Genomic DNA, 20,508 nt, shown 5'->3' with positions numbered 1-20,508 from the left:
ATTTGCATAGGGGCCGCGGATTGGGTACAATTAAGCAATGCACCAGGCAACCATTGAGCGAGTATTGGCACGGATTATTAAGGCGTGTTTGTGCCTTGCGGTTTTGGCGCCGCTTTTGCTTTCGGCTGATTACTTTTTTCCGGCCATTTTTCCGAAAGCCGTGTACTTTCGGCTTTTGATTGAGGTCGCAGTGGTTGCATATGTTGCGCTGGCAATCTTGTCACCGGCGTTCCGGCCGCGCTACCATGTGGCGTATGCGGCGCTGGTTGTGTTCGCGGCCTTGGTGCTTTTGACTTCGCTTGCGGGCGAGAACTTCAGTTACAGTTTTTGGGGCAACTACGAGCGCATGGATGGCATCTTCAGCTGGCTGCACTACTGGGCTGTGATTGTTATCGCTCCAAGCGTACTGCGGAGCCGCAGGGACTGGCTCGTGCTACTCTCTTGGTCCATTGCCGCGGCAAGCTTGATATCGGGCTATGGGTTCCTGCAGCGCGCCGGGGTTGCAACGTTTGGGCCCTTGACTATTTATGAAACTGACCTCGGCCGTATTACCGGCACCATTGCAAATCCCGCATTCCTCGCGGTATACCTTTTGTTTAACATTACCTTTGCGCTGATCATAATCATTGAGCGCTCAATCGGCATGTGGTGGCGCGGCTCGGCCGGAGCTGCATTGGTTTTAATTTTTAGCGCGTACCTTTTAACTGGAGTGCGGGGCGCGTTTCTCGGCTTTATTGCTTCGGTTATTATATTTTTCCTAGGCACGCTCCTGTGGGGCACTACCGCGCGCATAAAACGCAGGGTGGGGCAGGGATTTTTCGCGTTCGTTGTGGCGCTCGCCTTGCTCTATGGCTTGGTGGGCAAGAGCGCACTCGTGACCCAGAACTTCGGCCGGCTCTTTAGGATTGACCTGGCTGACTCAACCATCCAGACGCGTTTGGTTTCCTGGCGCGGGGCTGTGGCCGGGTTTAAGGACAACTTCTGGTTGGGCGTGGGACCGCAAAAATTTGACGTGGTGTTTAACCAGTATTTTGACCCCGCGTTTTACGGGCTTGTAGGGGATGAGACCTGGTGGGATCGGGCGCACAATATGGTGCTTGAGGTTGCGGTGACCATGGGCATTTTCGGGTTGCTTGCGTACCTTGGGGTGGGGATTGCGCTCGCATACAGCTTGTACCGGATGGGCGTACGCGAGCTAGAACACCGCATGGAAGCGCTCGTTATTCTGGCGTTTCTGGCCGGCTACTTCATCCAGAATTTATTTGTGTTTGATACGGTCAGCTCGTACGTAATGCTTACGGCGCTCGTTGGCTACATTGTGGCGCGCACTGGCAAAGCCGGGGACGCGGGAGGCGCGCTTGGGCGCTTGCTTTCCGGAACTCTTGACCAGGCGCGCGAATTCCTTCCCCGCATTCCGGAGCGGCACTGGTGGGTTGGCGGGCTGGTAGCGCTCGGGCTCATGGCGCCGGTCGCATACGCGGGCAACATCAAGCTCGTCACCCACAACCGGCTGTTGCTTACGAACCTTGCGTACGCGCAGGCCCAGCCCTTTTCAAAAACCATGGAAAGCTACAAAACAATTTTTGAACTTTCCGGTTTTGACAGCCGCGAAGTGGGCATCAAGCTCTCGCAGTACCTAGGCCAACGCGCTCTTTCCGGGGAACTGACGGTTGCGGAACTACAGCGCGGGTACTCGTTTCTTATGGATGCGCTTGACCAGATTATTGAGCGCAATCCCAAGGACGTGAGGCTTTTGCTCTCCTACGGGAACACGTTAAACGTGTACGGCGAGGTACTGCGGCAACAGCAGGATGCGCAAGCCTCGCGACGCGTCCTGCAGAAAGCCGAACGCATCCTTACGGAGGCGGCAGAACTCGGGAGCGCGCGGCAGCAGGTGTTCCACTCGCTCGCGAACACCTACTTGATTATGGGCGACCGAGAAAAGGGAATTAGCACACTTGTTGCGACCACAGAGATTAATCCGGACAACGGGATAACCCATTGGTTATTGGCGTTCGCGTACCTGCAGGCAGGCGAGTATGGGCCCGGCATTGCAAGCGCGGACGCAGCCCTTTCCGCGGGCTACACGTTTCGGAGCGAGAGCGAAGCCCAGCCGGTCGCTTCCGCGCTTGCAGGGCAGGGCGATTGGGAGCGCCTGCTCCGGCTTTACCAAAAAGTCGCGAAAGATACTGGAAGCGGCAATGCATACGCAAAAGTTGCGGCGACTCTCGCGCAGATGGGAAGAACCGAGGAAGCCATTGTTGCGACAGAGGACGTGGTAGCCGCTGATCCATCGCTCAAAGGCCAGGTTGATGATTTTGTGCAAAAAGTGAAAAGCGGGGCCGCTGATTTTATCAGTGAGTAACGGGCATGCGGCTTAAGAAGAAAGAAAAAATCATACTCGCTCTGGGCGCGTTTGGGGCATTGGCGCTCGTGGGGGGAGCCGGGTTTGGAGCATACCAAAAGCTAAAGCCGGATGTTGTGGTTCTGCCCAACATTACGGACGAATACCGCGAAGAGCTTGAGGCTGAACTTGCAAGCGTGCGCCAAAAATCACTTGAAAATTCCCAAGACGTTGATGCTCGCATTTCCATGGGCATCCTGGAACAAAAGCTCGGGCGGCTTTCGGCTGCGGAACGGGCATTCAAATCAGCGCTCAAAATCAACAGCCGCGATTATATCGTCTACATGCACCTCGGTATATTATACGGCGACATGGAGCGTTTTGAGGATGCGAACAGCGCGCTCCGCGCCGCAACCCAGCTTGAGCCGCGCGACCCCAAGCCGTTCCAAGCGCTGATTACGCTCTACAAGCGCCATTTCCCAGGGAGATCGGACGAGCTTGAGAACATTTTTCGGGCCGCGAGCGACTACACCGCAAGCCCTGAAATCTGGGCAGAGTACGCGCAATTTTTGGAAGACCGCGGCGACATTCGGCAGGCATGGGTGTACTGGAGCGAGGTGAGTGTTGCGGAGCCGGACAATAAAGATGCGGCCGCGCACGTTGAGCGGCTCGGGCGCGCGCTGGGCGTTGGAGAGTAACTATGCGGAAGCGAGCGCCACAACTGCTCCTTGCTTCTATTGCGGGCCTGCTCGCGCCGGTTTTTGCGTTCGCGGCTGTGGCGCCCAATGACCCGTTCTATGCCGAGGAACAGGCAGCGGATTTTAACCAGATACAGCTTCCCGGAGCCTGGGATTTGACTACTGGGTCGCGCGGCGTCATTATTGCGGTGATTGACGCGGGCACGGACACAGATCACCCTGACCTCATCGGAAACATGTGGTTCAACCGAGGGGAAAAACCCCTCAACGGCATTGATGACGACCAGAACGGCTATGTTGATGATTTGAACGGCTGGGATTTTTTGGATGAGGTTTCTGATCCGCACCCGAAGTTTGGGAATGGCTATACGTTCGGCGGGGCAAACCATGGCACCACCGTGGCTGGGGTCGCGGCTGCTGCCACCAACAACGGGATCGGCTTGGCCGGGGTGTGCTGGACCTGCAAGATCATGGCTTTGCGCGCCCTGGACTCAAACGGCGAGGGCGACACCGCGCACATTGCGAAAGCCATTGATTATGCCGTGGCAAACGGGGCTGACATCATCAACATGAGCTTTGTGGGAGCGCTCACGGACGCGGCCCTCTCCGATGCTGTGGCTCGGGCGTACGAGGCGGGCGTGATCCTGGTTGCGGCAGTGGGCAATGACGCGGACAGTGGGTTTATTGCAGGGGACCTGGATTTCAGGCCTTTGTACCCGGTGTGTTTGGACGGAGGCGCAAACCGCGTCCTGGGCGTGGGGTCTCTCGGCAGCAACAACGCTAAGTCCGATTTTTCCAATTACGGGTTTTCGTGCATTGACATCAACACGCCGGGGGACGGCATTGCCGGGCCCCAGCTCTATGACCCGGCTTTAGGCAAAGATTTTGAGAACCGGTACCGCGGAGGCTGGCAGGGCACGTCAGTCGCCGCACCTATTGCGTCTGGAGTTGCGGGCTTAATGAAGTCAATAAACCCAACGCTCTCCAACAGCCAAGTTATTTCCATTGTCCGCGAGACCGCGATAAACATAGATCGTGCCAACGGCATCTATGGCGGCCAGCTCGGCGCCGGGCTTTTGAACGCGGCTGCAGCAGTCAAGAAAGCCGCTGAAACAGCGGGGGACGGCTCAAAGCGGACCGCATCACCGGCGCGTTCAGCAATTTCGCAAGCGCCGAAGCGCATTCTTGCCTCATCCGGCCAGAACCGCACCGTTGACGTGCGTATGTCCGGGCCGGGCGGAGAAGGGGCATTTTCGTGGCGCGCCTACCCCGCGTTTTTCCGAGGCGGCGCTGAAGTTGTTTCCGGGGACGTGGACGGAGACGGGGAGCTGGAAATCATCACCGGAGCAGGGGGTGGAGGCGGGCCGCAAGTGCGCATATTCAATACTCGCGGGGAAGTGGAGGGCCAGTTCTTTGCGTATGATTCGCATTTCCGCGGGGGCGTGCACGTGGCAGTGGCTGATTTTGACAAAGACGGAATTGACGAGATTGTGGCATCAGCCGGCTCCGGGCTCTCAAGCGAGGTTAAAATCGTTGACAAAGGCGGCGCAATCAAATGGTCATTCAAAGTTACAGCAGACGGCTTGGTCGGCGGGGTTACGGTGCAAGCGGCTGATATTGACAAAGACGGCGAAGTTGAGGTTATTACAGGTACCGGAGGCGGCTCGTTGCCGCTGGTCCAGATTTTTGATAAGATGGGAGTGCAGGAGGCATCATGGCTCGCGTATCCCAAGTTCTTCCGCGGAGGCCTCAATGTTGCGGTGGGGGATGTGGATGGGGACGGGGCGCTTGAAGTGGTCACCGCGGCCGGGTTCGGGGGAGGGCCCCAGGTGCGCGTGTTCTCATCAAACGGAGACGTGGAAACCCAGTTCTTCGCATTTGAGCCTTCGTTCCGGGGCGGCACCAACCTCGCGGTCGGAAATGTGGATGCGGATGCTACGGCAGAGATTATCGCGGGGTCAGGCCGGGGCAGGGCTACCGAGGTACGGGTGTTCAGCAAGTTCGGCGTTGACTTTGCGCAGGATTCCGTGTTCAAAGTTTTTGAAGATGGTTATAAGGGGGGGGTGAATGTTGGAACATAGATTAGGCAATGAATTGTCAGGGGTACGAAATTTCTCCGCTCCGAAGGGAAGCTTCGCTTCATCATTCTCGCTACGAAATTTGTACCCCTGAAAATTCATTACTGCGTTACTATATGTCAAACACTCAAGGAGTATTCAAAAAAAAGAATGTGATTGTTGCGGGAGGGGCGGGGTTCATCGGTTCGCACATCTGCGAGGCGCTCGCGTCCGATGCGGGCGTGAACGTGATTTGCATTGATAACCTGGTTTCGGGCACCGTGATGAACATTGAGCGGCAGCTAGCACTGCCGAATTTCAAATTTCTGCGGCACGACATCACCGAGTCCATTAACTTGGTACGGTTCCCGGAGTTGAAAGTGTTTGAGGTTGAGTTCGCGGGCATCCAGGAGATCTACAACTGCGCGACCCCGACCTCGTACAAAGACCCCAAGCGCTTTGCCATGGAAACTGCGCTCGTGCACTCTCTGGGCGCCAAACACGTGCTTGACCTTGCCAAGCAGTATGGCGCGCGGGTTGTACACCTTTCGTCATCCGCGATCTACGGCGACCCGCCCCCCGAGGACGGGCACTTCAAGGAAGACTACTGGGGGTTCATTGACCCGGTTGGCTCGCGCGCCGCGTACAACGAGGGCAAGCGCTTCAGCGAGGCCCTGTGCACGGTGTACCGCGATCAGGCAGGAGTTGACGTTTCCATAGCCCGCATATTCAGCACGTACGGGCCGCGCATGATCATGGCCGAGGGGCGGCACATTCCGGATTTTATTGCCGCTGCCATTGACGGGAACGACATCACCATCTACGGGGAAAAAGAAAAAGCGAGCACGTTCTGCTACGTGCGGGACACGGTTGAGGGCATCCTGAAGCTCATGGAGTTCCCCAAAGAGCAGGGGCCGGTGAACATCGGGAGCGATGAGGAGCACCATCTTGCGGACATCGCCGAGCAGGTCATCACCCTGGTCGGTTCCGCATCCAAGGTCATTTTTGATAAGCCGTTGCCGGACATGCATGACCAGGGTCTTCCGGACATCAAACGCGCCAAAGATTCGCTCGGATGGTTTCCGGTGGTCAAGATGGAACAAGGGCTCAAAGAAACCATTGAGTACATGCGCAGCGTCAAATCCAGTTACGAGCAGCAGGGCTTGTGGGAGGAGAGCACGCTTGACAGGAAAGAGTAGCATGAACGTCCTGGTCACCGGCGGAGCGGGGTTCATCGGTTCGCACATTGTTGATGGTTTGATCAGCGAGGGTCACGAAATCGTGATCCTTGATGATTTTAGCGCGGGGAATCGCGAATTCATTAACCCCGCGGCAACGGTCATAAAAGCTGATATTCGTGATGCTGATAGCGTCAGTCGCGCGTTTGCAGAACACAAGCCAGAAGCAGTGTTCCATTTGGCTGCTATGATTGAGCTTCGGGAGAGTTTCAAGGATCCTAAAGCTGCGTACGGCGTGAATGTCACGGGATCAATGAACGTCATCAACGCGTCAAAAGCCGCGGGTGTCACAAAGTTCATCTTCGCGTCGTCAGCGGCAGTGTACGGGGACAACCAGAATCTGCCCATCAAAGAGTCAGAAGCAGTTGCGCCGACATCACCTTATGGAGAGCAGAAAGCAGAGATAGAAAGAGCGTTGAAAGAGTCCGGCATTCCGTCAATCATATTGCGATATTCAAACGTGTACGGCCCGCGCCAGGGAACCATGGGAGAGGGCGGAGTGGTGGCAGTTTTCTGCAAGAAATTGGCGGTTGGATCGTCATTAACTATTTTTGGAGACGGGGAGCAGACCAGGGATTTTGTGTTTGTGGATGACGTAGTACGCGCAAACATCAAGGCATTGTCATCAAACCAGAAATTTGGCATGTATAATGTTTCAACGGGCATAGAAACCAGCATTAACACGATTGCTTCCATACTCTTGCAGGAAGCGCAAAAAGATACTACTATTGAGCGTACCAAACCAGTTGCAGGAGAGGTAGTGCGGAATAGTTTGGATAATGGTCTCGCGGCCCGAGAACTCGGCTGGCAGCCGAGCGTTGGCATTCAGGAAGGGCTTGGGGTGACCTGGGAGTGGTTTAGGACAAACGTATGAAACTATCCATCATTGGAGCCGGGTACGTGGGTCTCGTTTCCGGGGCCGCATTCGCGGAGTTTGGGCATGAGGTCATCATCATGGATATTGACCGTGAGAAGATTGAGAAGCTTGAGCGCGGCATTATTCCCATCCACGAGCCCGGACTGGAGCGGCTCCTGAACAAGAACGCGGACCGCATCTCGTACACTACCAACATGGAAGAGGCGGTGCGCGAATCGTGGGTGCACTTCATCTGCGTGTGGACCCCGCCCCTTCTGGACGGGGGCGCTGATTTGTCCGCGGTGCGCGCGGTTGCCCGCGAGCTCGGGAAGCAATTTGCAAAACTGAAGGTGAAAACGCCGATTGTCGTGACCAAGAGCACGGTGCCTGTGGGTACGGGCAAGCTCGTGGCTCGCACCATCCGCCAGGCGTTTAAGGGCGAGTTCAGCGTGGTTTCAAATCCGGAATTTTTGCGCGAGTCGCAGGCAGTCGCGGACATGATGCGGCCCGACCGCATTGTGGTGGGTTCCAATGACGAGGAAGCGGCACAGACGGTTGCGGACATGTACCAGGGAGTGAAAGCTCCGGTTGTCATGACGGACCTTGCGACCGCTGAAATGATCAAGTACGCGGCAAACGCGTTTTTGGCGACCAAGATTTCGTTCATCAACGAAGTGGCGAACATCTGCGAGCTGACCGGCGCTGACGTGGACAAAGTCGCGGAAGGGATTGGAACCGACCCCCGCATCGGCAAGGCGTTCCTGAAAGCGGGCATGGGCTACGGCGGCTCCTGCTTCCCCAAAGACGTGCGCGCCCTGCACCAGTTTTCTGATGCCGAAGGGTACGCGTTCAAACTTTTGAAATCCGTGATAGAGGTGAACGAGCAGCAGCGGAGAATAGTGGTTGACAAGGTGAATAAGCGCCTGAAAATTTTGAACGGCAAGAATATCCTGGTGCTGGGTTTGGCGTTTAAGGCGCACACGGATGACGTGCGCGAATCCGGCGCCATTGACATCATCGGCCGGCTGCAGCAGCAGGGCGCCAACATCAGCGCCTATGACCCGCTCGCCTTATTGAACGCGAAAAAAGTTTTGAATGACCTGGTCATTTTGGTGCGTGATGCCCACGAGGGCGCGTTGGGAGCTGATGCCATTGTAATTGCGACCGAGTGGCCGGAATTCAGGGAGCTGGACTGGGCTAAAATCCGGACCATCATGCGCAAGCCTTTGGTGATTGACGCCCGGAATTTGCTTGACCCCCGCGAGATGAAAAAGCTTGGTTTTGAGTACGAGGGGATAGGCCGCTAATATATCACCCCAGAAATGCCTTCGGCAGTTTCTGGGGACCCCAATTATGCGCACGCTCGTCGTTGTTCCAGCATACCATGAGTCCCGAAAAATTTTTGGCGTTGTCCGCTCCGTGCGGGAGCTCGGGTACGGGGTGCTTGTGGTTGATGACGCGTCTTTAGATGCCACGGCGGATGAGGCTCGTCGCGCCGGTGCTGCGGTACTTCGCCATTTCGTCAACCGGGGGTATGGCGCTGCTTTGGAAACCGGAAATCAGTACGCCTTGGGGCATGGGTACGATATTGTGGTGCACTTTGACGGGGACGGCCAGCATGATGCGGGCGAGATTGCCCGGGTTATCGGGCCGATTCAGGCGGGCGAGGCTGATGTGGTGGTTGGGTCGCGATTTTTGCGTGGCAATGCGTCAACGCCGTTCGTACGTAAAGTTCTCATCAAGATTGCCATTATTTTTACGTGGGCGTTTTCCGGCATCAGGCTCACGGACAGCCACAACGGGTTCCGCGCGTTTTCGGCGCGCGCTCTGGAGGCTATTGACTGCAGGCAGGACGGCATGTCCTATGCGTCCGAGGTGATTGACCAGATCGCGGAGCATGGATTATCCGTCTGCGAAGTTCCGGTGACTATCGCGTACACGGACTACTCAAAAGCGAAAGGAGAGAGTAATATAAAGAAAGTGCTGCTCGGGGTCAGATTCTTATGGGGGAAAGTGATAAAATAATGTTTCCGTAATAGGTGTTCGGGTGTGTAAAATTTTTCGCTCCGAAGGGGGCTTTGCCCATGCATTCTCGCGAAAAATTTTACACACCCTGTACACCTTATTCCTATGCTTATACAAGTTGTTACCATCATTGTCGTTCTGTTCCTGATTACGCGCGTTGGCGCCAAGCTCAAGCGGCGCGAAATCACGTTTCGGGAAGCTGTGTTTTGGGCGCTCCTGTGGTTTGGCGTGGGCATGGTGGCGCTGTACCCCCAGCTTGCGGACCGCGTTGCATCATACATTGGGTTGCAGACGGCAACCGGAATTGATTTGGTCGTTTACATTGCCGTTGCATTGGCGTTTTACCTCATCTTCCGGTTATTCGTGCACATTGAGCGCGTGGAGCGCGACATTACGAAAATCGTGCGCCATGTGGCCATGAAATCGGGGCCCCCGGCGATTCCAGAGGAATCGTCCGGGGTGATTGGTGATGAAGAATAAAGTCGCAGTAATTATCGTTACCTACAACGGAAGCAGGTGGATACAGAAATGCCTAGCTTCCGTTTTTCGGAATGCGTACACGGGGGGCTTTGGCGTCATTGTCGTTGACAACGCTTCATCCGACGGGACTGCGGACATCGTGGAAAAAGAATTTCCTGATGTTGATGTAATCCGTTCCGTAAAGAATCTCGGGTTTGTGGGAGGCAGCAATCTCGGCATCAAGGAGGCGCTTCGCCACAAGTACGAATATATTTTGATGCTGAACCAGGATATGGAAGTTGCGCCTGATTTTTTGTCTGAAATCGTAAAAGCCGCGTCACCGGATGATGTCGGAATCGTGCAGGGGATGCTGGTTTTGGGCGATGAGCGGTCATTGGCGAATAACGCGGGCAATGCCTTGCACTACCTTGGATTCGGATTTGTTTCGCATTATCGCGAGCCTCTGGAGCGATGGAAGGATCGCGAGCCGCTTTCCATTGGGTATGCGTCCGGCGCCGCGCTTCTCGTCAAACGCAGCGCCTTAGAGCGCATTGGCGTGCTGGATGAGAAGTTTTTTATGTACCACGAGGATCTGGATTTGTGCTGGCGCGCGAAACTGGCCGGCTACCGCGTGATGCTCGCGCCACGCGCGGTTGCATACCACTACTACCAGTTCAACCGCAACAAGGAAATGTTTTACTGGACCGAGCGCAACCGGTGGGCCGTGCTTTTGCAGAACTACAGCGTCAAGTCGCTGGTATTGCTTAGCCCCATGCTTTTGGCGATTGAGGCGATGATGCTCTTGTACAGCATTGCGGGCGGCTGGCTCGGGAAGAAATTGAGAAGCTATGGTTGGATTTTGGTGAATATTCCCTCAATCGCGCGCCAACGCAGGCGCGTGCAGTCAATGCGCACGGTCAATGACCGAAAGATTTTTAGGACCATGGATGCGGGATTTTCGTTTTCCGAAATCAGGAATCCGGCGCTCACCTATGTCATGAGCCCGTTTTCGTCACTGTATTTCCATATCGTGCGACTCATATGAAGATAGCCGTTGTCACGCCGGTATTTCCTCCGTACCGCGGAGGCATGGGGACCATCGCGTACCATCATGCGCGGCTTTTGGCGGGCCAAGGGCAGAGTGTGTCCGTGTTTACGCCGAATTACGGATATAGCCCCGCACCTGACCACCCCCCGACCCCCTCCTTAATAAAGGAGGGGGAGGTGATTCTGCTTGAGCCTAAGCTCAAATACGGGAACGCGGCTTGGGTGCCGCAGTTGGAACGTCAACTGCGCGGTTTTGATGCAGTCATTTTGCAGTACCCGTTTTTCGGGGGCATGCGGGCCGTGTATCGCGCAAAAAAGAAATATGGGTTCAAGCTTATCCTCAACTACAACATGGATGTGGTAGGTTCGGGGTTGAAAGGCTTAGTATTTTGGTATGCCACGGCATTTTTTCTGCCGCGGATCATCAACGCCGCAGATGCGGTGCTCGCATCAAGTGAAGATTATGCGCGGCATTCGGATTTGCGGCGCTTTTGGTCAGATGACAAAAAATTCCGCGTCATTCCCATTGGCGTTGATTTTGAGCGGTTTACGTTCAATCCCGCGCCGCGGGAGAATATAGTTTTGTTCGTGGGGGGTTTGGATAGGGCGCACTATTTTAAGGGCGTGGAATACCTGATTAAGGCATTTTCGTTGGTTGCGAGACCCCCCCTTGGTCCCCTCCTGAATACAAGGGGGGAAGTAAGGCTTGTCATAGCCGGAAAAGGGGAGTTGGCGGAACAGTACAAAAAATTAGCCCAAGAGTTGGGTGTCAGTGGCCGCGTCAACTTTGCAGGCGGCGTATCAGATGAGGAATTGATGAAGCTGTATCAAACCGCGGCAGTCACGGTTTTGCCGTCCATTGACCAGTCAGAATCATTCGGGATTGTTTTGGCTGAATCCATGGCAGCTGGCACGCCGGTGATTACGTCAAATTTACCCGGGGTCCGGTCCGTGTACGAGGATGGCGTGTCCGGCATCACAGTGCCTATTAAGGACGAACAAGCGCTCGCTGCCGCAATCAGCACTGTGCTTGCTGATCCGTCAAAGCGCGCAGTCATGGGGAAAGCTGCTCGCGCACTTGCGGAAAAGAGGTATAATTGGGATAGTATTGGAAAACAATTGCTCGCACTATGTGGCGGATCATAACACGCACACTGCTCCTCATAGCGTCAGTTGCGCTCTTGTACGGAAACTGGACCGGGGGCCAGTCGTTTTTGGTCGGCGTTTTTGGCTTGATCCTGTACTATGGCGTGAACGCCATGGCCTGGGGCGCGGTTCTGGAACGCGTGCTTCCGTTTAGCGCCGCATGGGCGCGAGTGTTTGGATTTCTCACTGGATTCTATCTCTCCGCGTTTGCCATTGGCATTCCGGTGGTGGTGTGGAAGTACGATAGGATTGCGGTTGCCGCGGCGTTGCTTGTTGTCGGGCTGGTTGGAGTGCTCTTGTCATTGCGAGCCGAGCGACAGCGAGGCGAAGCAATCCTATCAACGCGACGATGGCTTGGTGTCAAAAGGACATTCTTAGGCGCGACGTTAAGATTGCTTCGCTCACGAGTACGTTCGCTCGCAATGACACGGGACTGGCAGGTCATTGGTTTTATAGCCCTCTCGGCGCTGTTCGCGTTTTTCATCTTCCACAGCCGCACCGGGGTGTACATCCTCTCCCCGTGGGCCGCGCTCTCATCATTCACATTGATGCTGTTTTTCGGGCTCGTGTTTCTGCTTGGGTATATGGTGTTTACCCGCGGCTCCGTCAAGCTCGTGCTCGGCCTCATTATCCTATTCTCGTACCTCTCGCACGCGTATCTGCCGGTGGTGTATGAAACCGGATTCGGAGGGGACAAGTGGCGGCACCTGGGCGCGGAAGAGTGGCTCCAGGAGGGGAACATCTACACCCCGAGCATCTGGGGCGAAGAACGGTCAAATATTTACTTTGGGCCCATTGCAGTGCCCGAGGCCCTGGTTGCGGGCAACAAAACATCATACGCATCACAGTGGGCATCAACAATTTTTTTGAGCGAATCCCTTGGGGTGAGCTTGTTCTGGGTTGATCTGCTGCTTGTTTTTGCGCTCTGGTCGCTGTTTCTGCCGCTCATTTTATACTGGTTCGGGCGGCTGGTTTTTGATGAAGGACCACCCCCCGGCCCCCTCCTTGGTAAGGAGGGGGAACGAATAGGTTTGCTGTTCGCGTTTTTGCCAACGCTTTTCTACACCTTCCAGTCAGAAGGGGCCATCACGATTCCGGTTTCGTTCGGGCACTTGTTTTTCTTTTTCGTGTTGCTCGTGTGGGCGCACTACGCAACAGAGGGCAGGCGCTCCACGCTTGTTGCGGCAAGCTTCTTCTCGTTCGCATTTTACTGGGGGTACATCCTGAATTTTTTTGCGCTTGCCCTGTTCGGCATTCTCGCTGTCGGCTGGCGGAAGCTCTTTATGGAGCGCAACCACTGGTACAAGCTCAAGCTCAAGTTCGGATTCAGCGACCGCAGGATAGCGCTGCGCGACAAAACCATTTTCGGTTTGCTCGTCATCGCGTCCGTGTTCGCGATTCCGTTTTTGGAGCTCTTCCAGGGCCTTTCCAGTTATGCGCCAGGCTCTCTCTCAATTCCAGGCGTCATTGACGCTCTGGCTGACGCGTTCGGCAGGCTGTCCGGGTTCATCGGAATCGTGGTGCCCCCGGATTTCATTGACCAGGGGAACTTTTTATATAACCAGAGTAAAGAATCACTGTCGCGGCTGCCCTTGTTCTCGTACCGCATCGTGCCGTTCATTGTCTCCATGGGCGCGTGGCTTGTGATTTGTTGGGCGCTGTATCGCCTTTTGAGGCGGAAGCGCGAGCGGCGCGTTATTGTCCTGCTTGCGGTCCTGTTCGGAGTAACGCTCGGCGCGTACTTCATTTCCTGGTCATTCACCGAGGGCGTGCACATCCTCGCGCGCAGGCTGAACGAGACCATTGTGTTTTTTATGATTCTGTTTTTGGGGTGGGGGATATGGCTCTTCCTCCACGAGAAGCGCATCAAGATTCCCATGCGTAAAAAAATACTTGCCATCACATTTCTGCTCGCATTCGGGGCAACATCAACCTATGCCTCGGGCCCCAAGCTTGAAGTCGTAACTACAGATGAACTGGAAGCGAGCCGCCTGGTATGGCAAGAGCATCAAAAAGACGGGGAACCTTATTGCGTCATCGCCAACACCTGGCCCTTGCTTGGCTTGGAAGCGGCATGTCAAAATCCCCGTCCCAAGCCTGGATGAGCGCCGCATTCCGCATTACCGGAGCAGATGTATGCTACTACATGACCGAGAACAAGTGGATCAATGATGTTGTTTTAGATAAGACAGTTGAGCTCCTGGGCGAGCCGCGGCGCGTGGGGGATGTGCACATATGGAGAGTCAGCCGCAATTAGGGTATAATGAAACCAGGCAATAGGGCCTAACAAAATGAGAGGAGGGCAGGGATGTTCCTTGACGTTTGGATATTGGGGTGAACGGCAGTCTAGCCGGTTTCATGGACCGGTGGAGGGGGGACCGCATTACTGTACACCACCGCTTTCCGAGCTGTTTGGGGGGCACACGCCGGTGGCCGAAAGGCAATGCGGAGCTGATCCCGGAAACGCCGCACCAGCTCTGGCACCACATGGTGTTTGCCTGGCGGGGGGACTGGATTGCGGATGACCTGACCCGCAAGTACCCGCTGGAAGGTTCCCGGATCAGGCCGGTCCTGCTCTGGGGACGACGCAGGGACCCCGAGCCGATCCGGCACAAGCGGTTCCGGCTCAAGCAGCCGCCGAACCTGGACGCGTGGTTTGAGCTGTTCCCTCCGGGGACGGATCCCCAAACAGCCGTTGATGCCATCAACGCGTGGTTCCTAGATCCGCGCTGGTCGTTTCTGCTCGTGAGGCAAGAGGCGCTTGTCCTTGCCGCATGATGAGTGAGCTTTCTTCTCCGGAGAGAGAGGGAAGCTCATTTTTTTATAGGAGATTTTTAGGGTCCGCGTATGCCGTCAAATACGGCTCTTATCATCACCAGGGGCCTGCCTTTGAACACATAGCCTAAGAAGATGAGTTTCCAGCCCAGGATGAGCCAGAATAGGTTTCGCAGGCATAACGTCAAGGGATAGTTTTTGTATTGCGTCCATATTAGATTCCGGTAGGTATGGTACACCGCAAGGTCGGAAAGTTTTGAGGTTGATGCGGAGCCTTTGTGGTATACTATTGCGCCTTTTGCATACCCAGGCTCAAAGCCTTGTAGCCGCGCCCGGAAGCCGAGATCCAGGTCTTCGGCGTACGCAAAGTAGAGCGGGTCAAAATACCACTTCCTCACCCCCTCCTTAGTAAAGGAGGGGACATACATTGCGACTGTTTCCAAAAGTTTCCGAGAGTAGAGTGCGCATCCGGCAGACGGGCAGAAGAGCTTCTGATGTTCATCACGCCGGTTGAAGGGCAGGCCGCTCTTCATCATGACCACGCCGAGATTATCCACTGTATCGCGTTTGTCATACTGCATCATGCAAGCGGCTATCATATCGCCCTTGGCATGTGCCATTTCAGACAAAAAATCCGATTCAACTTCGGTGTCATTGTTCAATATCAACACCGCGTCTGTTCGGCTGTCTGCAAGTGCGTGCCGAATACCGACATTATTGCCTTCGGCAAACCCCGCATTGCTCTGGTTTTGAATCAGTGTAATGTCCGAAAATTCGTTTTTCAGCGTTCGCCCGTGTTCAACCGCGTCATTATTCACCACAATCACTGAGTATTTCGGGTAGTCAATTTTTTCCAACGACTTTAAGCAGGCCTGGGTATCATCAAGGTTTTTGTAGTGGAGCACAATAATTGAGATATATGGTTGTTTCATGTGATTCCATATTAGCATTTACAAGAGGTATTTGACAAAAATATAATACTATGATATGGTAATAAATCGCAATCATGCGATAAATCAGGAGGAAAGGCATGAAGTATGCGTTCGTTCGTTTTATGGAGAGTCATGGTGAAGGGAGTTGGAACGATCCCCTCTCCATGCTGGTAAGCGGCGAGGCAGCTGAAAGCCGCGAGGCTTTCATCAGCTGGTGGAGTGAATGTTCCGGTGTTTCGGTGACGGTAACCGGGTGGTTCGAGGTTCCGGCAATCTGGAATAACGCCGTTTCGGAAGGTCACGTGCACGAGACTCTCGAAGCAGTCCTGGCTCTGGATGTTCTCGGCGAGACTCCTGTGGTCTCCGACTTGCTTGCCACGATTTTCGCGGCGGGTTTCGAGTGCGGCGAGCAGCACTCCCGGGATACGCAGGCGCCATCCAAGAGGGGGATGGGGGAGTGGCTCCCCGGCTGACCCATCGCGTCAGCATTTGATCGGTAGCCACGCCGCCCGACTGTTCCGCGCCCGGGTTCTCTTCGGAGGATCCGGGCGCTTTTCTTTTTAGGCAATTTTGATATACTGGTTGCATGAGGGAGGTGGTCTATTCAAAACACTTGGAGTTACGATTAAAACTGCGGTCAATCCACCATGAACTGCCTCGCATCATATACCAAACATCCAGCGAGCGATACACTGACGCCATAACCCAACTGTCGGTCGCCATCAACAAAACTGCATACCGGGGCAAGGTGCGGGAAGTGGCTCTGGTGTACCGCGAGACAGCCAAAGAGGCGCGGCTCATCACCATACATCCGCTCAAGCCGGGCCAAAAGAACAGCCGGATAAAATCCGGGAGATGGAAAAAATTATGAACCAATCCATTGCAAAGAAAAACGTATACTACGACAAGGAGAGCGACGTGCTCTACTTTGGGGTTAAGCGCGGCGCGGAAGAGGAGTTCGCGGAAGTCGCGCCCGGGGTGAGCGTTGAACTGGACAAATTTGGCCGCGCCATTGGCGTGGAGGTGCTGAACGCGTCACAAGTGCTGAAACCCGTTGCCAAGTCTTTGCGTTTGGCGGCTTAGTTGGGTGTTTCAAAAAGACACTGGGAATAATTCTTTTCTCAACGCGGCCCATTGTCTTGGGCAGTTGATTTTTTTGTGTTTTCTCCAGTATCTGGTACTGTAGTGGTATATGAATCACGAACAACGTATTGTCATTGCATGGCGGGCAGTCCTGTGGGGAGGGGCATGCTTGCTTTTAGGGTGGCTCTTTTTCCAGAACCTGGTGCCGAGCGGCGAGTTCGTTCTTGAGTACAAGAAGGGGAGCGCCATTTCCCCGATTTCGGACATCCATCCGGAGAAGCGGGTGATTGATTTGGATGATAATAACCAGAGTTTTTTCATAGACCCCGTGTACTTTGACGCAAAGGTGCCGCGCGAGTTTAATCATGTCACGGTCACCATGGCGTTCCAGAATCAGTCCCAGCCCATTTTGGAATTGGGGGCGCGCAAGCTGCGCGGATCTTGGGGATTTGTGATGAAGCCCTTGCAGAACAAAATCATTGATGGCGTCAATTGGCCGTGCCAGCGGTATGATGGGGTGGTGTTTTGCCAAAAACAAGAACGTTACGCAAATCTTTCAGCGCTCCTTGCCCAGCCGCCGAGCGAGCCGGTTCTTGCGTACAACTATGCGCTTCCCGCGAATGTCAAGCATGATGTGATGAATGTGAACACAGATATCAATCAATATAATTATCTGGTGGCAACATACACGCCCCCCGAGTCATTTGGAGATGGCTGGTACCAGGCTAGCGTTACCTATGATTGGAGCGACTTTGAGCTGTACATCAATGAGATCAGTTTTCTCATTTCCGCGCCCGAGCTTAACAAAGGGCACGGGCAAATTGTGCTCGCAGACATTTCCATCCGGCTCTTGCGCGACCCATTGGATTGGGATGGATTTGTTGAGTATGTCGCCAACCAACTCAAGCGCCTTAAAAAATGAAACCACTCATCCTACAACTCAACACAGAACTGTTCCGCGCATCAGGCAGCCTCACGCTCATCCTATACCTCTTGGAAACGCTGAAGGACGGATATGTGTCGTTTTTCATCAATCCGGCCATAGCGCTCGCGGTGTTTATCGCAACCGGCGCAATCTGGCTTTTTACGCCTGATTCTGGTAGAGTAGGGGTATGATAGAGGGCGTTGTCATCAAACCATTGGAGCGCTTTTCTGATGAGCGCGGATGGCTCTGCGAGGCGTGGCGGAATGATGAATCAGATTTCCAGCCGAGCATGGCATATATCTCAAAGACCGAGCCCGGAGCCGTGCGGGGGCCGCACGAGCACAAGGAGCAGTCAGACTGCTTTATTTTTACGGGTCCCGGGAACTTCCGCATGTACCTCTGGGAGAACCGCGAGGGAAGACTTGGGTACCGGGAACTTTCAACCATGGAAGTGGGCGAGGACAACCCGTGCATGATTATGGTGCCTCCTGGGGTGGTGCACGGGTATAAGTGCATTTCAAAAGAGCCGGGCTACTACGTCAATCTGCCGAATCAACTCTACAAAGGCGAGGGCAAGCAGGATGCGGTTGACGAGATACGCTGGGAGCAGGAACCTGGCGCGCCGTTTAAAATTAATAACAAGATATTATGAGTAATTACGAAGATTTTAAAAATCGGTTCAAACTACTGGCAAGCAAAAATCGTCATTTGGTGGTCAATACACTATCCAATATTTTTACAATGCGGCTGATAGGCAATAAAACACATGGCGATTTGGCGGAAATCGGCATGGCTGAATTTATTAATCAATTCATGTACGATTTTAAGAGTATTCATGTCGGCAAAGATCTTTTTCGGGCAAAAGAGCACGAAGAAGACATAATGATAATAAACGAAGTCAGTAAAACAAAATTTCCAGTCAGCTTAAAAGCTTATGGCGACGGGCCGCTCCAGCTATCCACCGACAGCAATCAAAAAATGTTCCCATTTCTCCAAAAACACGGATCAGAGATTAAGGGCGTTGCGCACATAGCCAACATTTTTGAATCAGCTGAATTTTCTGAATTTGGGGCTATAAACATTATGCCATTGATTTACGATGAAAAAAATCAACGTTGTAATATAATGATTTTTGACCACAAAAAAGCGATGGCCAAGACCAAAAGAATTATATTTGTGGGAAAAGGGCAGAGATTCGATTTTTTGACTGGCAATATTGTTCCAGGCAAGGGTCGTTCGCACCCAATTTACATGTTTGTTGACTCAAAAAACCGTTACCTATGCGAAGTGAGATACGGCGGAGCGTCTGCCAATGCGTTACAGCGGGGACTTTGGACCCACACAAAAAATGCCGTAGATTACTTTGATTCTCTGACAAACGGATGGATAGATTATTCGCATAATCACACGCTTGTTACGTTATTCAGCCTTGCATTAAACAGTTCCGAACAGGGCCATAAGGCAGTAAATGAAATTTTGCAAAAAGACATTGATAGGCTTAAAAAATTATGAGCGGCCAGCAAATAGATATTTTCGGCAATAAAAAATTGAGTGTTCCCAAAACAGAAGGGATTAAGTATGCGGGGTCAAAATTAAAAATATTGCCGTATATTGTCCAACTTCTAAGCGAACTTGACGGAGTAAAAAATATACTTGATGGATTTAGCGGAACGACCAGAGTGTCACAAGCGCTTGCTCAACTTGGGTACAATACGACTGTCAGCGATATTTCAGCTTGGTCTGAAGTTTTTGGCACATGCTACTTAAAATCAGAAAAAGAAGATAAGTATTACCAAGAAATTTTAGATCATTTAAACAATCTAAAAGGATATGATGGTTGGTACACAAAACACTATGGCGCGGAATTAGATGAAGGCAAAAAACCGTTCCAAGCTAAAAATACCAGGAAACTAGATGCCATCAGAGATGAAATAGATAAACTCAATTTAGGGTGGGAAGACAAATGCGTTATTCTGACAAGCTTGATTTATGCCCTTGATTCCGTTGACAGCACGCTCGGCCACTATGTGTCATATTTGGCAAAATGGTCTCCAAGATCGCACAATGATTTATTCTTAAAATTGCCAAAAAGATTTAAAACTAACAAACAACATCGCATAATTCGCGGGGACATTTTTGACACCATATCAAAAAATGAATTTGATCTTGCGTATTTTGACCCGCCGTACGGATCAAATAATGAAAAAATGCCCCCCAGCAGGGTTAGATATGCTTCTTATTATCATATTTGGACTACCATTATCAAAAACGATAAACCGGAATTGTTCGGGAAGGTCAATCGCAGAGTAGACACAAGAGATTTACTCTCCGCTTCCGTATTTGAAGAATTTAGAAAAAACGAAGAAGGATTTTTTATCGCCATGGAAGCCTTAAAAAAACTTATCCAAGAAACTAAATCTCGCTACATTCTTCTTTCATATAGTTCTGGCGGAAGAGCAACGAAGCAAGAATTAAGTGATTTAATGCATGAATCAGGGAAGCTGCTGAATGTGGTTGAGATTAACTATAAAGTAAATGTTATGGGTGGCATGCGCTGGACAAATGAATGGATACATAGCGACAGCAAACATCATGAGTACCTGTTTTTAATGGAAAAAGAAAAAAGCCTCCACCCCTATTTTGCTCCGCTATACTCCGAAAAACATCAGATATACGCGAACGTTAGAATATGAATACTATAAAATCATTACGATACGAAGCCGTATGTATGTCTCAAACAGAAGGCGGGTATACCGTGGAAGTCCCGGACCTTCCTGGATGCATTTCAGAGGGAGATACCTTGGAGCAGGCAAAGGTGAATATTCGTGAAGCTATTGAAGTTTATATTGAGACATTGCACGAGCGCCATAAGCCAATTCCAGTTTGAAACGGGCAGGGCTGGACAGGGAAAAACTATAGACGA

General features: G+C 53.0%; 23 protein-coding genes. 22 read left to right on the top strand and 1 reads right to left on the bottom strand.

The window, feature by feature from the left end:
- Window positions 1–37: 37 nt before the first annotated feature.
- The 13 genes from HYT31_00610 (at window position 38) to HYT31_00550 (ending at window position 14,648) form a co-directional block, all read left to right on the top strand.
- Window positions 38–2,365, top strand: coding sequence for an O-antigen ligase family protein (locus HYT31_00610; protein MBI2050289.1), 2,328 nt, complete (start codon window positions 38–40; stop codon window positions 2,363–2,365).
- A 5-nt stretch (window positions 2,366–2,370) separates the two neighbouring features.
- Complete coding sequence (locus HYT31_00605) at window positions 2,371–3,042, top strand: hypothetical protein (GenBank protein MBI2050288.1); 672 nt, start codon at window positions 2,371–2,373, stop codon at window positions 3,040–3,042.
- A gap of 2 nt (window positions 3,043–3,044) precedes the next feature.
- The gene (locus HYT31_00600; GenBank protein MBI2050287.1) at window positions 3,045–5,123 is read left to right on the top strand and encodes a S8 family serine peptidase; all 2,079 of its coding nucleotides are present in this window, start codon (window positions 3,045–3,047) and stop codon (window positions 5,121–5,123) included.
- A gap of 113 nt (window positions 5,124–5,236) precedes the next feature.
- Window positions 5,237–6,298, top strand: a complete 1,062-nt coding sequence (locus HYT31_00595; GenBank protein ID MBI2050286.1) for an NAD-dependent epimerase/dehydratase family protein — start codon at window positions 5,237–5,239, stop codon at window positions 6,296–6,298.
- Window position 6,299: 1 nt separating this feature from the next.
- Window positions 6,300–7,211, top strand: a complete 912-nt coding sequence (locus tag HYT31_00590) for an NAD-dependent epimerase/dehydratase family protein (protein MBI2050285.1) — start codon at window positions 6,300–6,302, stop codon at window positions 7,209–7,211.
- Window positions 7,208–8,500 carry a UDP-glucose/GDP-mannose dehydrogenase family protein gene (locus HYT31_00585; GenBank protein ID MBI2050284.1) on the top strand — a complete coding sequence of 431 codons (1,293 nt, stop codon included), beginning with the start codon at window positions 7,208–7,210 and terminating at the stop codon, window positions 8,498–8,500. Before HYT31_00590 ends, HYT31_00585 begins: the two co-directional genes overlap by 4 nt.
- 46 nt (window positions 8,501–8,546) lie before the next feature.
- A complete protein-coding gene (locus HYT31_00580; GenBank protein ID MBI2050283.1) occupies window positions 8,547–9,218 on the top strand; it encodes a glycosyltransferase family 2 protein in 672 nt (223 codons plus the stop codon).
- Between the two features lie 105 nt (window positions 9,219–9,323).
- Window positions 9,324–9,698 carry a DUF2304 family protein gene (locus HYT31_00575; protein ID MBI2050282.1) on the top strand — a complete coding sequence of 125 codons (375 nt, stop codon included), beginning with the start codon at window positions 9,324–9,326 and terminating at the stop codon, window positions 9,696–9,698.
- Window positions 9,688–10,722, top strand: a complete 1,035-nt coding sequence (locus HYT31_00570) for a glycosyltransferase family 2 protein (protein MBI2050281.1) — start codon at window positions 9,688–9,690, stop codon at window positions 10,720–10,722. The genes HYT31_00575 and HYT31_00570 overlap by 11 nt, the downstream gene beginning before the upstream one ends.
- Window positions 10,719–11,870, top strand: a complete 1,152-nt coding sequence (locus HYT31_00565; protein ID MBI2050280.1) for a glycosyltransferase family 4 protein — start codon at window positions 10,719–10,721, stop codon at window positions 11,868–11,870. The genes HYT31_00570 and HYT31_00565 overlap by 4 nt, the downstream gene beginning before the upstream one ends.
- A complete protein-coding gene (locus HYT31_00560) occupies window positions 11,855–13,975 on the top strand; it encodes a hypothetical protein (GenBank protein ID MBI2050279.1) in 2,121 nt (706 codons plus the stop codon). Before HYT31_00565 ends, HYT31_00560 begins: the two co-directional genes overlap by 16 nt.
- Complete coding sequence (locus HYT31_00555; GenBank protein MBI2050278.1) at window positions 13,945–14,127, top strand: hypothetical protein; 183 nt, start codon at window positions 13,945–13,947, stop codon at window positions 14,125–14,127. The genes HYT31_00560 and HYT31_00555 overlap by 31 nt, the downstream gene beginning before the upstream one ends.
- Window positions 14,128–14,282: 155 nt before the next feature.
- Window positions 14,283–14,648, top strand: coding sequence for a hypothetical protein (locus HYT31_00550; GenBank protein ID MBI2050277.1), 366 nt, complete (start codon window positions 14,283–14,285; stop codon window positions 14,646–14,648).
- A gap of 56 nt (window positions 14,649–14,704) precedes the next feature.
- Here the strand turns inward: HYT31_00550 and HYT31_00545 are convergent, their stop codons facing one another.
- Complete coding sequence (locus tag HYT31_00545) at window positions 14,705–15,577, bottom strand: glycosyltransferase family 2 protein (protein ID MBI2050276.1); 873 nt, start codon at window positions 15,575–15,577, stop codon at window positions 14,705–14,707.
- Window positions 15,578–15,675: 98 nt separating this feature from the next.
- On the opposite strand from HYT31_00545, the gene HYT31_00540 reads away from it, so the two are divergent.
- The 9 genes from HYT31_00540 (at window position 15,676) to HYT31_00500 (ending at window position 20,472) form a co-directional block, all read left to right on the top strand.
- Window positions 15,676–16,050: a hypothetical protein gene (locus HYT31_00540; GenBank protein MBI2050275.1), complete on the top strand. Its 375-nt coding sequence runs from the start codon at window positions 15,676–15,678 to the stop codon at window positions 16,048–16,050.
- Between the two features lie 113 nt (window positions 16,051–16,163).
- On the top strand, window positions 16,164–16,448 hold the full coding sequence (locus HYT31_00535) for a hypothetical protein (protein MBI2050274.1): 285 nt from the start codon (window positions 16,164–16,166) through the stop codon (window positions 16,446–16,448).
- Window positions 16,445–16,660 (top strand): DUF2283 domain-containing protein, encoded by a 216-nt coding sequence (locus HYT31_00530; protein MBI2050273.1) that lies wholly within the window; start codon window positions 16,445–16,447, stop codon window positions 16,658–16,660. The genes HYT31_00535 and HYT31_00530 overlap by 4 nt, the downstream gene beginning before the upstream one ends.
- A gap of 109 nt (window positions 16,661–16,769) precedes the next feature.
- Window positions 16,770–17,582: a hypothetical protein gene (locus tag HYT31_00525; GenBank protein ID MBI2050272.1), complete on the top strand. Its 813-nt coding sequence runs from the start codon at window positions 16,770–16,772 to the stop codon at window positions 17,580–17,582.
- The gene (locus HYT31_00520; GenBank protein MBI2050271.1) at window positions 17,579–17,776 is read left to right on the top strand and encodes a hypothetical protein; all 198 of its coding nucleotides are present in this window, start codon (window positions 17,579–17,581) and stop codon (window positions 17,774–17,776) included. The genes HYT31_00525 and HYT31_00520 overlap by 4 nt, the downstream gene beginning before the upstream one ends.
- Window positions 17,773–18,237: a dTDP-4-dehydrorhamnose 3,5-epimerase family protein gene (locus HYT31_00515; protein ID MBI2050270.1), complete on the top strand. Its 465-nt coding sequence runs from the start codon at window positions 17,773–17,775 to the stop codon at window positions 18,235–18,237. The genes HYT31_00520 and HYT31_00515 overlap by 4 nt, the downstream gene beginning before the upstream one ends.
- A complete protein-coding gene (locus HYT31_00510; GenBank protein ID MBI2050269.1) occupies window positions 18,234–19,097 on the top strand; it encodes a hypothetical protein in 864 nt (287 codons plus the stop codon). The genes HYT31_00515 and HYT31_00510 overlap by 4 nt, the downstream gene beginning before the upstream one ends.
- Window positions 19,094–20,278 carry a DNA adenine methylase gene (locus tag HYT31_00505; GenBank protein ID MBI2050268.1) on the top strand — a complete coding sequence of 395 codons (1,185 nt, stop codon included), beginning with the start codon at window positions 19,094–19,096 and terminating at the stop codon, window positions 20,276–20,278. Before HYT31_00510 ends, HYT31_00505 begins: the two co-directional genes overlap by 4 nt.
- A 35-nt stretch (window positions 20,279–20,313) precedes the next feature.
- A complete protein-coding gene (locus tag HYT31_00500) occupies window positions 20,314–20,472 on the top strand; it encodes a type II toxin-antitoxin system HicB family antitoxin (protein ID MBI2050267.1) in 159 nt (52 codons plus the stop codon).
- Window positions 20,473–20,508 lie beyond the last annotated feature (36 nt).

Source organism: Parcubacteria group bacterium, assembly GCA_016181765.1.
Classification (GTDB): Bacteria; Patescibacteriota; Patescibacteriia; order UBA2169; family UBA2169; genus CG10-46-32.
Note: the sequence above shows the minus strand (reverse complement) of the source record. Positions and strands in the feature narration are given on the sequence as shown.

What these genes read in the sequence shown, in the direction of transcription:
- HYT31_00595 (MBI2050286.1), top strand. Translation starts at nt 5,237, where the DNA reads ATGTCAAACACTCAAGGAGTATTCAAAAAAAAGAATGTGATTGTTGCG.
- HYT31_00590 (MBI2050285.1), top strand. Translation starts at nt 6,300, where the DNA reads ATGAACGTCCTGGTCACCGGCGGAGCGGGGTTCATCGGTTCGCACATT.
- HYT31_00570 (MBI2050281.1), top strand. Translation starts at nt 9,688, where the DNA reads ATGAAGAATAAAGTCGCAGTAATTATCGTTACCTACAACGGAAGCAGG.
- HYT31_00545 (MBI2050276.1), bottom strand. Translation starts at nt 15,577, where the DNA reads ATGAAACAACCATATATCTCAATTATTGTGCTCCACTACAAAAACCTT.
- HYT31_00520 (MBI2050271.1), top strand. Translation starts at nt 17,579, where the DNA reads ATGAAACCACTCATCCTACAACTCAACACAGAACTGTTCCGCGCATCA.
- HYT31_00585 (MBI2050284.1), top strand. Translation starts at nt 7,208, where the DNA reads ATGAAACTATCCATCATTGGAGCCGGGTACGTGGGTCTCGTTTCCGGG.
- HYT31_00605 (MBI2050288.1), top strand. Translation starts at nt 2,371, where the DNA reads ATGCGGCTTAAGAAGAAAGAAAAAATCATACTCGCTCTGGGCGCGTTT.
- HYT31_00555 (MBI2050278.1), top strand. Translation starts at nt 13,945, where the DNA reads ATGTCAAAATCCCCGTCCCAAGCCTGGATGAGCGCCGCATTCCGCATT.
- HYT31_00500 (MBI2050267.1), top strand. Translation starts at nt 20,314, where the DNA reads ATGTCTCAAACAGAAGGCGGGTATACCGTGGAAGTCCCGGACCTTCCT.
- HYT31_00510 (MBI2050269.1), top strand. Translation starts at nt 18,234, where the DNA reads ATGAGTAATTACGAAGATTTTAAAAATCGGTTCAAACTACTGGCAAGC.
- HYT31_00535 (MBI2050274.1), top strand. Translation starts at nt 16,164, where the DNA reads ATGAGGGAGGTGGTCTATTCAAAACACTTGGAGTTACGATTAAAACTG.
- HYT31_00575 (MBI2050282.1), top strand. Translation starts at nt 9,324, where the DNA reads ATGCTTATACAAGTTGTTACCATCATTGTCGTTCTGTTCCTGATTACG.
- HYT31_00610 (MBI2050289.1), top strand. Translation starts at nt 38, where the DNA reads ATGCACCAGGCAACCATTGAGCGAGTATTGGCACGGATTATTAAGGCG.
- HYT31_00515 (MBI2050270.1), top strand. Translation starts at nt 17,773, where the DNA reads ATGATAGAGGGCGTTGTCATCAAACCATTGGAGCGCTTTTCTGATGAG.
- HYT31_00525 (MBI2050272.1), top strand. Translation starts at nt 16,770, where the DNA reads ATGAATCACGAACAACGTATTGTCATTGCATGGCGGGCAGTCCTGTGG.
- HYT31_00565 (MBI2050280.1), top strand. Translation starts at nt 10,719, where the DNA reads ATGAAGATAGCCGTTGTCACGCCGGTATTTCCTCCGTACCGCGGAGGC.
- HYT31_00530 (MBI2050273.1), top strand. Translation starts at nt 16,445, where the DNA reads ATGAACCAATCCATTGCAAAGAAAAACGTATACTACGACAAGGAGAGC.
- HYT31_00540 (MBI2050275.1), top strand. Translation starts at nt 15,676, where the DNA reads ATGAAGTATGCGTTCGTTCGTTTTATGGAGAGTCATGGTGAAGGGAGT.
- HYT31_00580 (MBI2050283.1), top strand. Translation starts at nt 8,547, where the DNA reads ATGCGCACGCTCGTCGTTGTTCCAGCATACCATGAGTCCCGAAAAATT.
- HYT31_00560 (MBI2050279.1), top strand. Translation starts at nt 11,855, where the DNA reads ATGTGGCGGATCATAACACGCACACTGCTCCTCATAGCGTCAGTTGCG.
- HYT31_00600 (MBI2050287.1), top strand. Translation starts at nt 3,045, where the DNA reads ATGCGGAAGCGAGCGCCACAACTGCTCCTTGCTTCTATTGCGGGCCTG.
- HYT31_00505 (MBI2050268.1), top strand. Translation starts at nt 19,094, where the DNA reads ATGAGCGGCCAGCAAATAGATATTTTCGGCAATAAAAAATTGAGTGTT.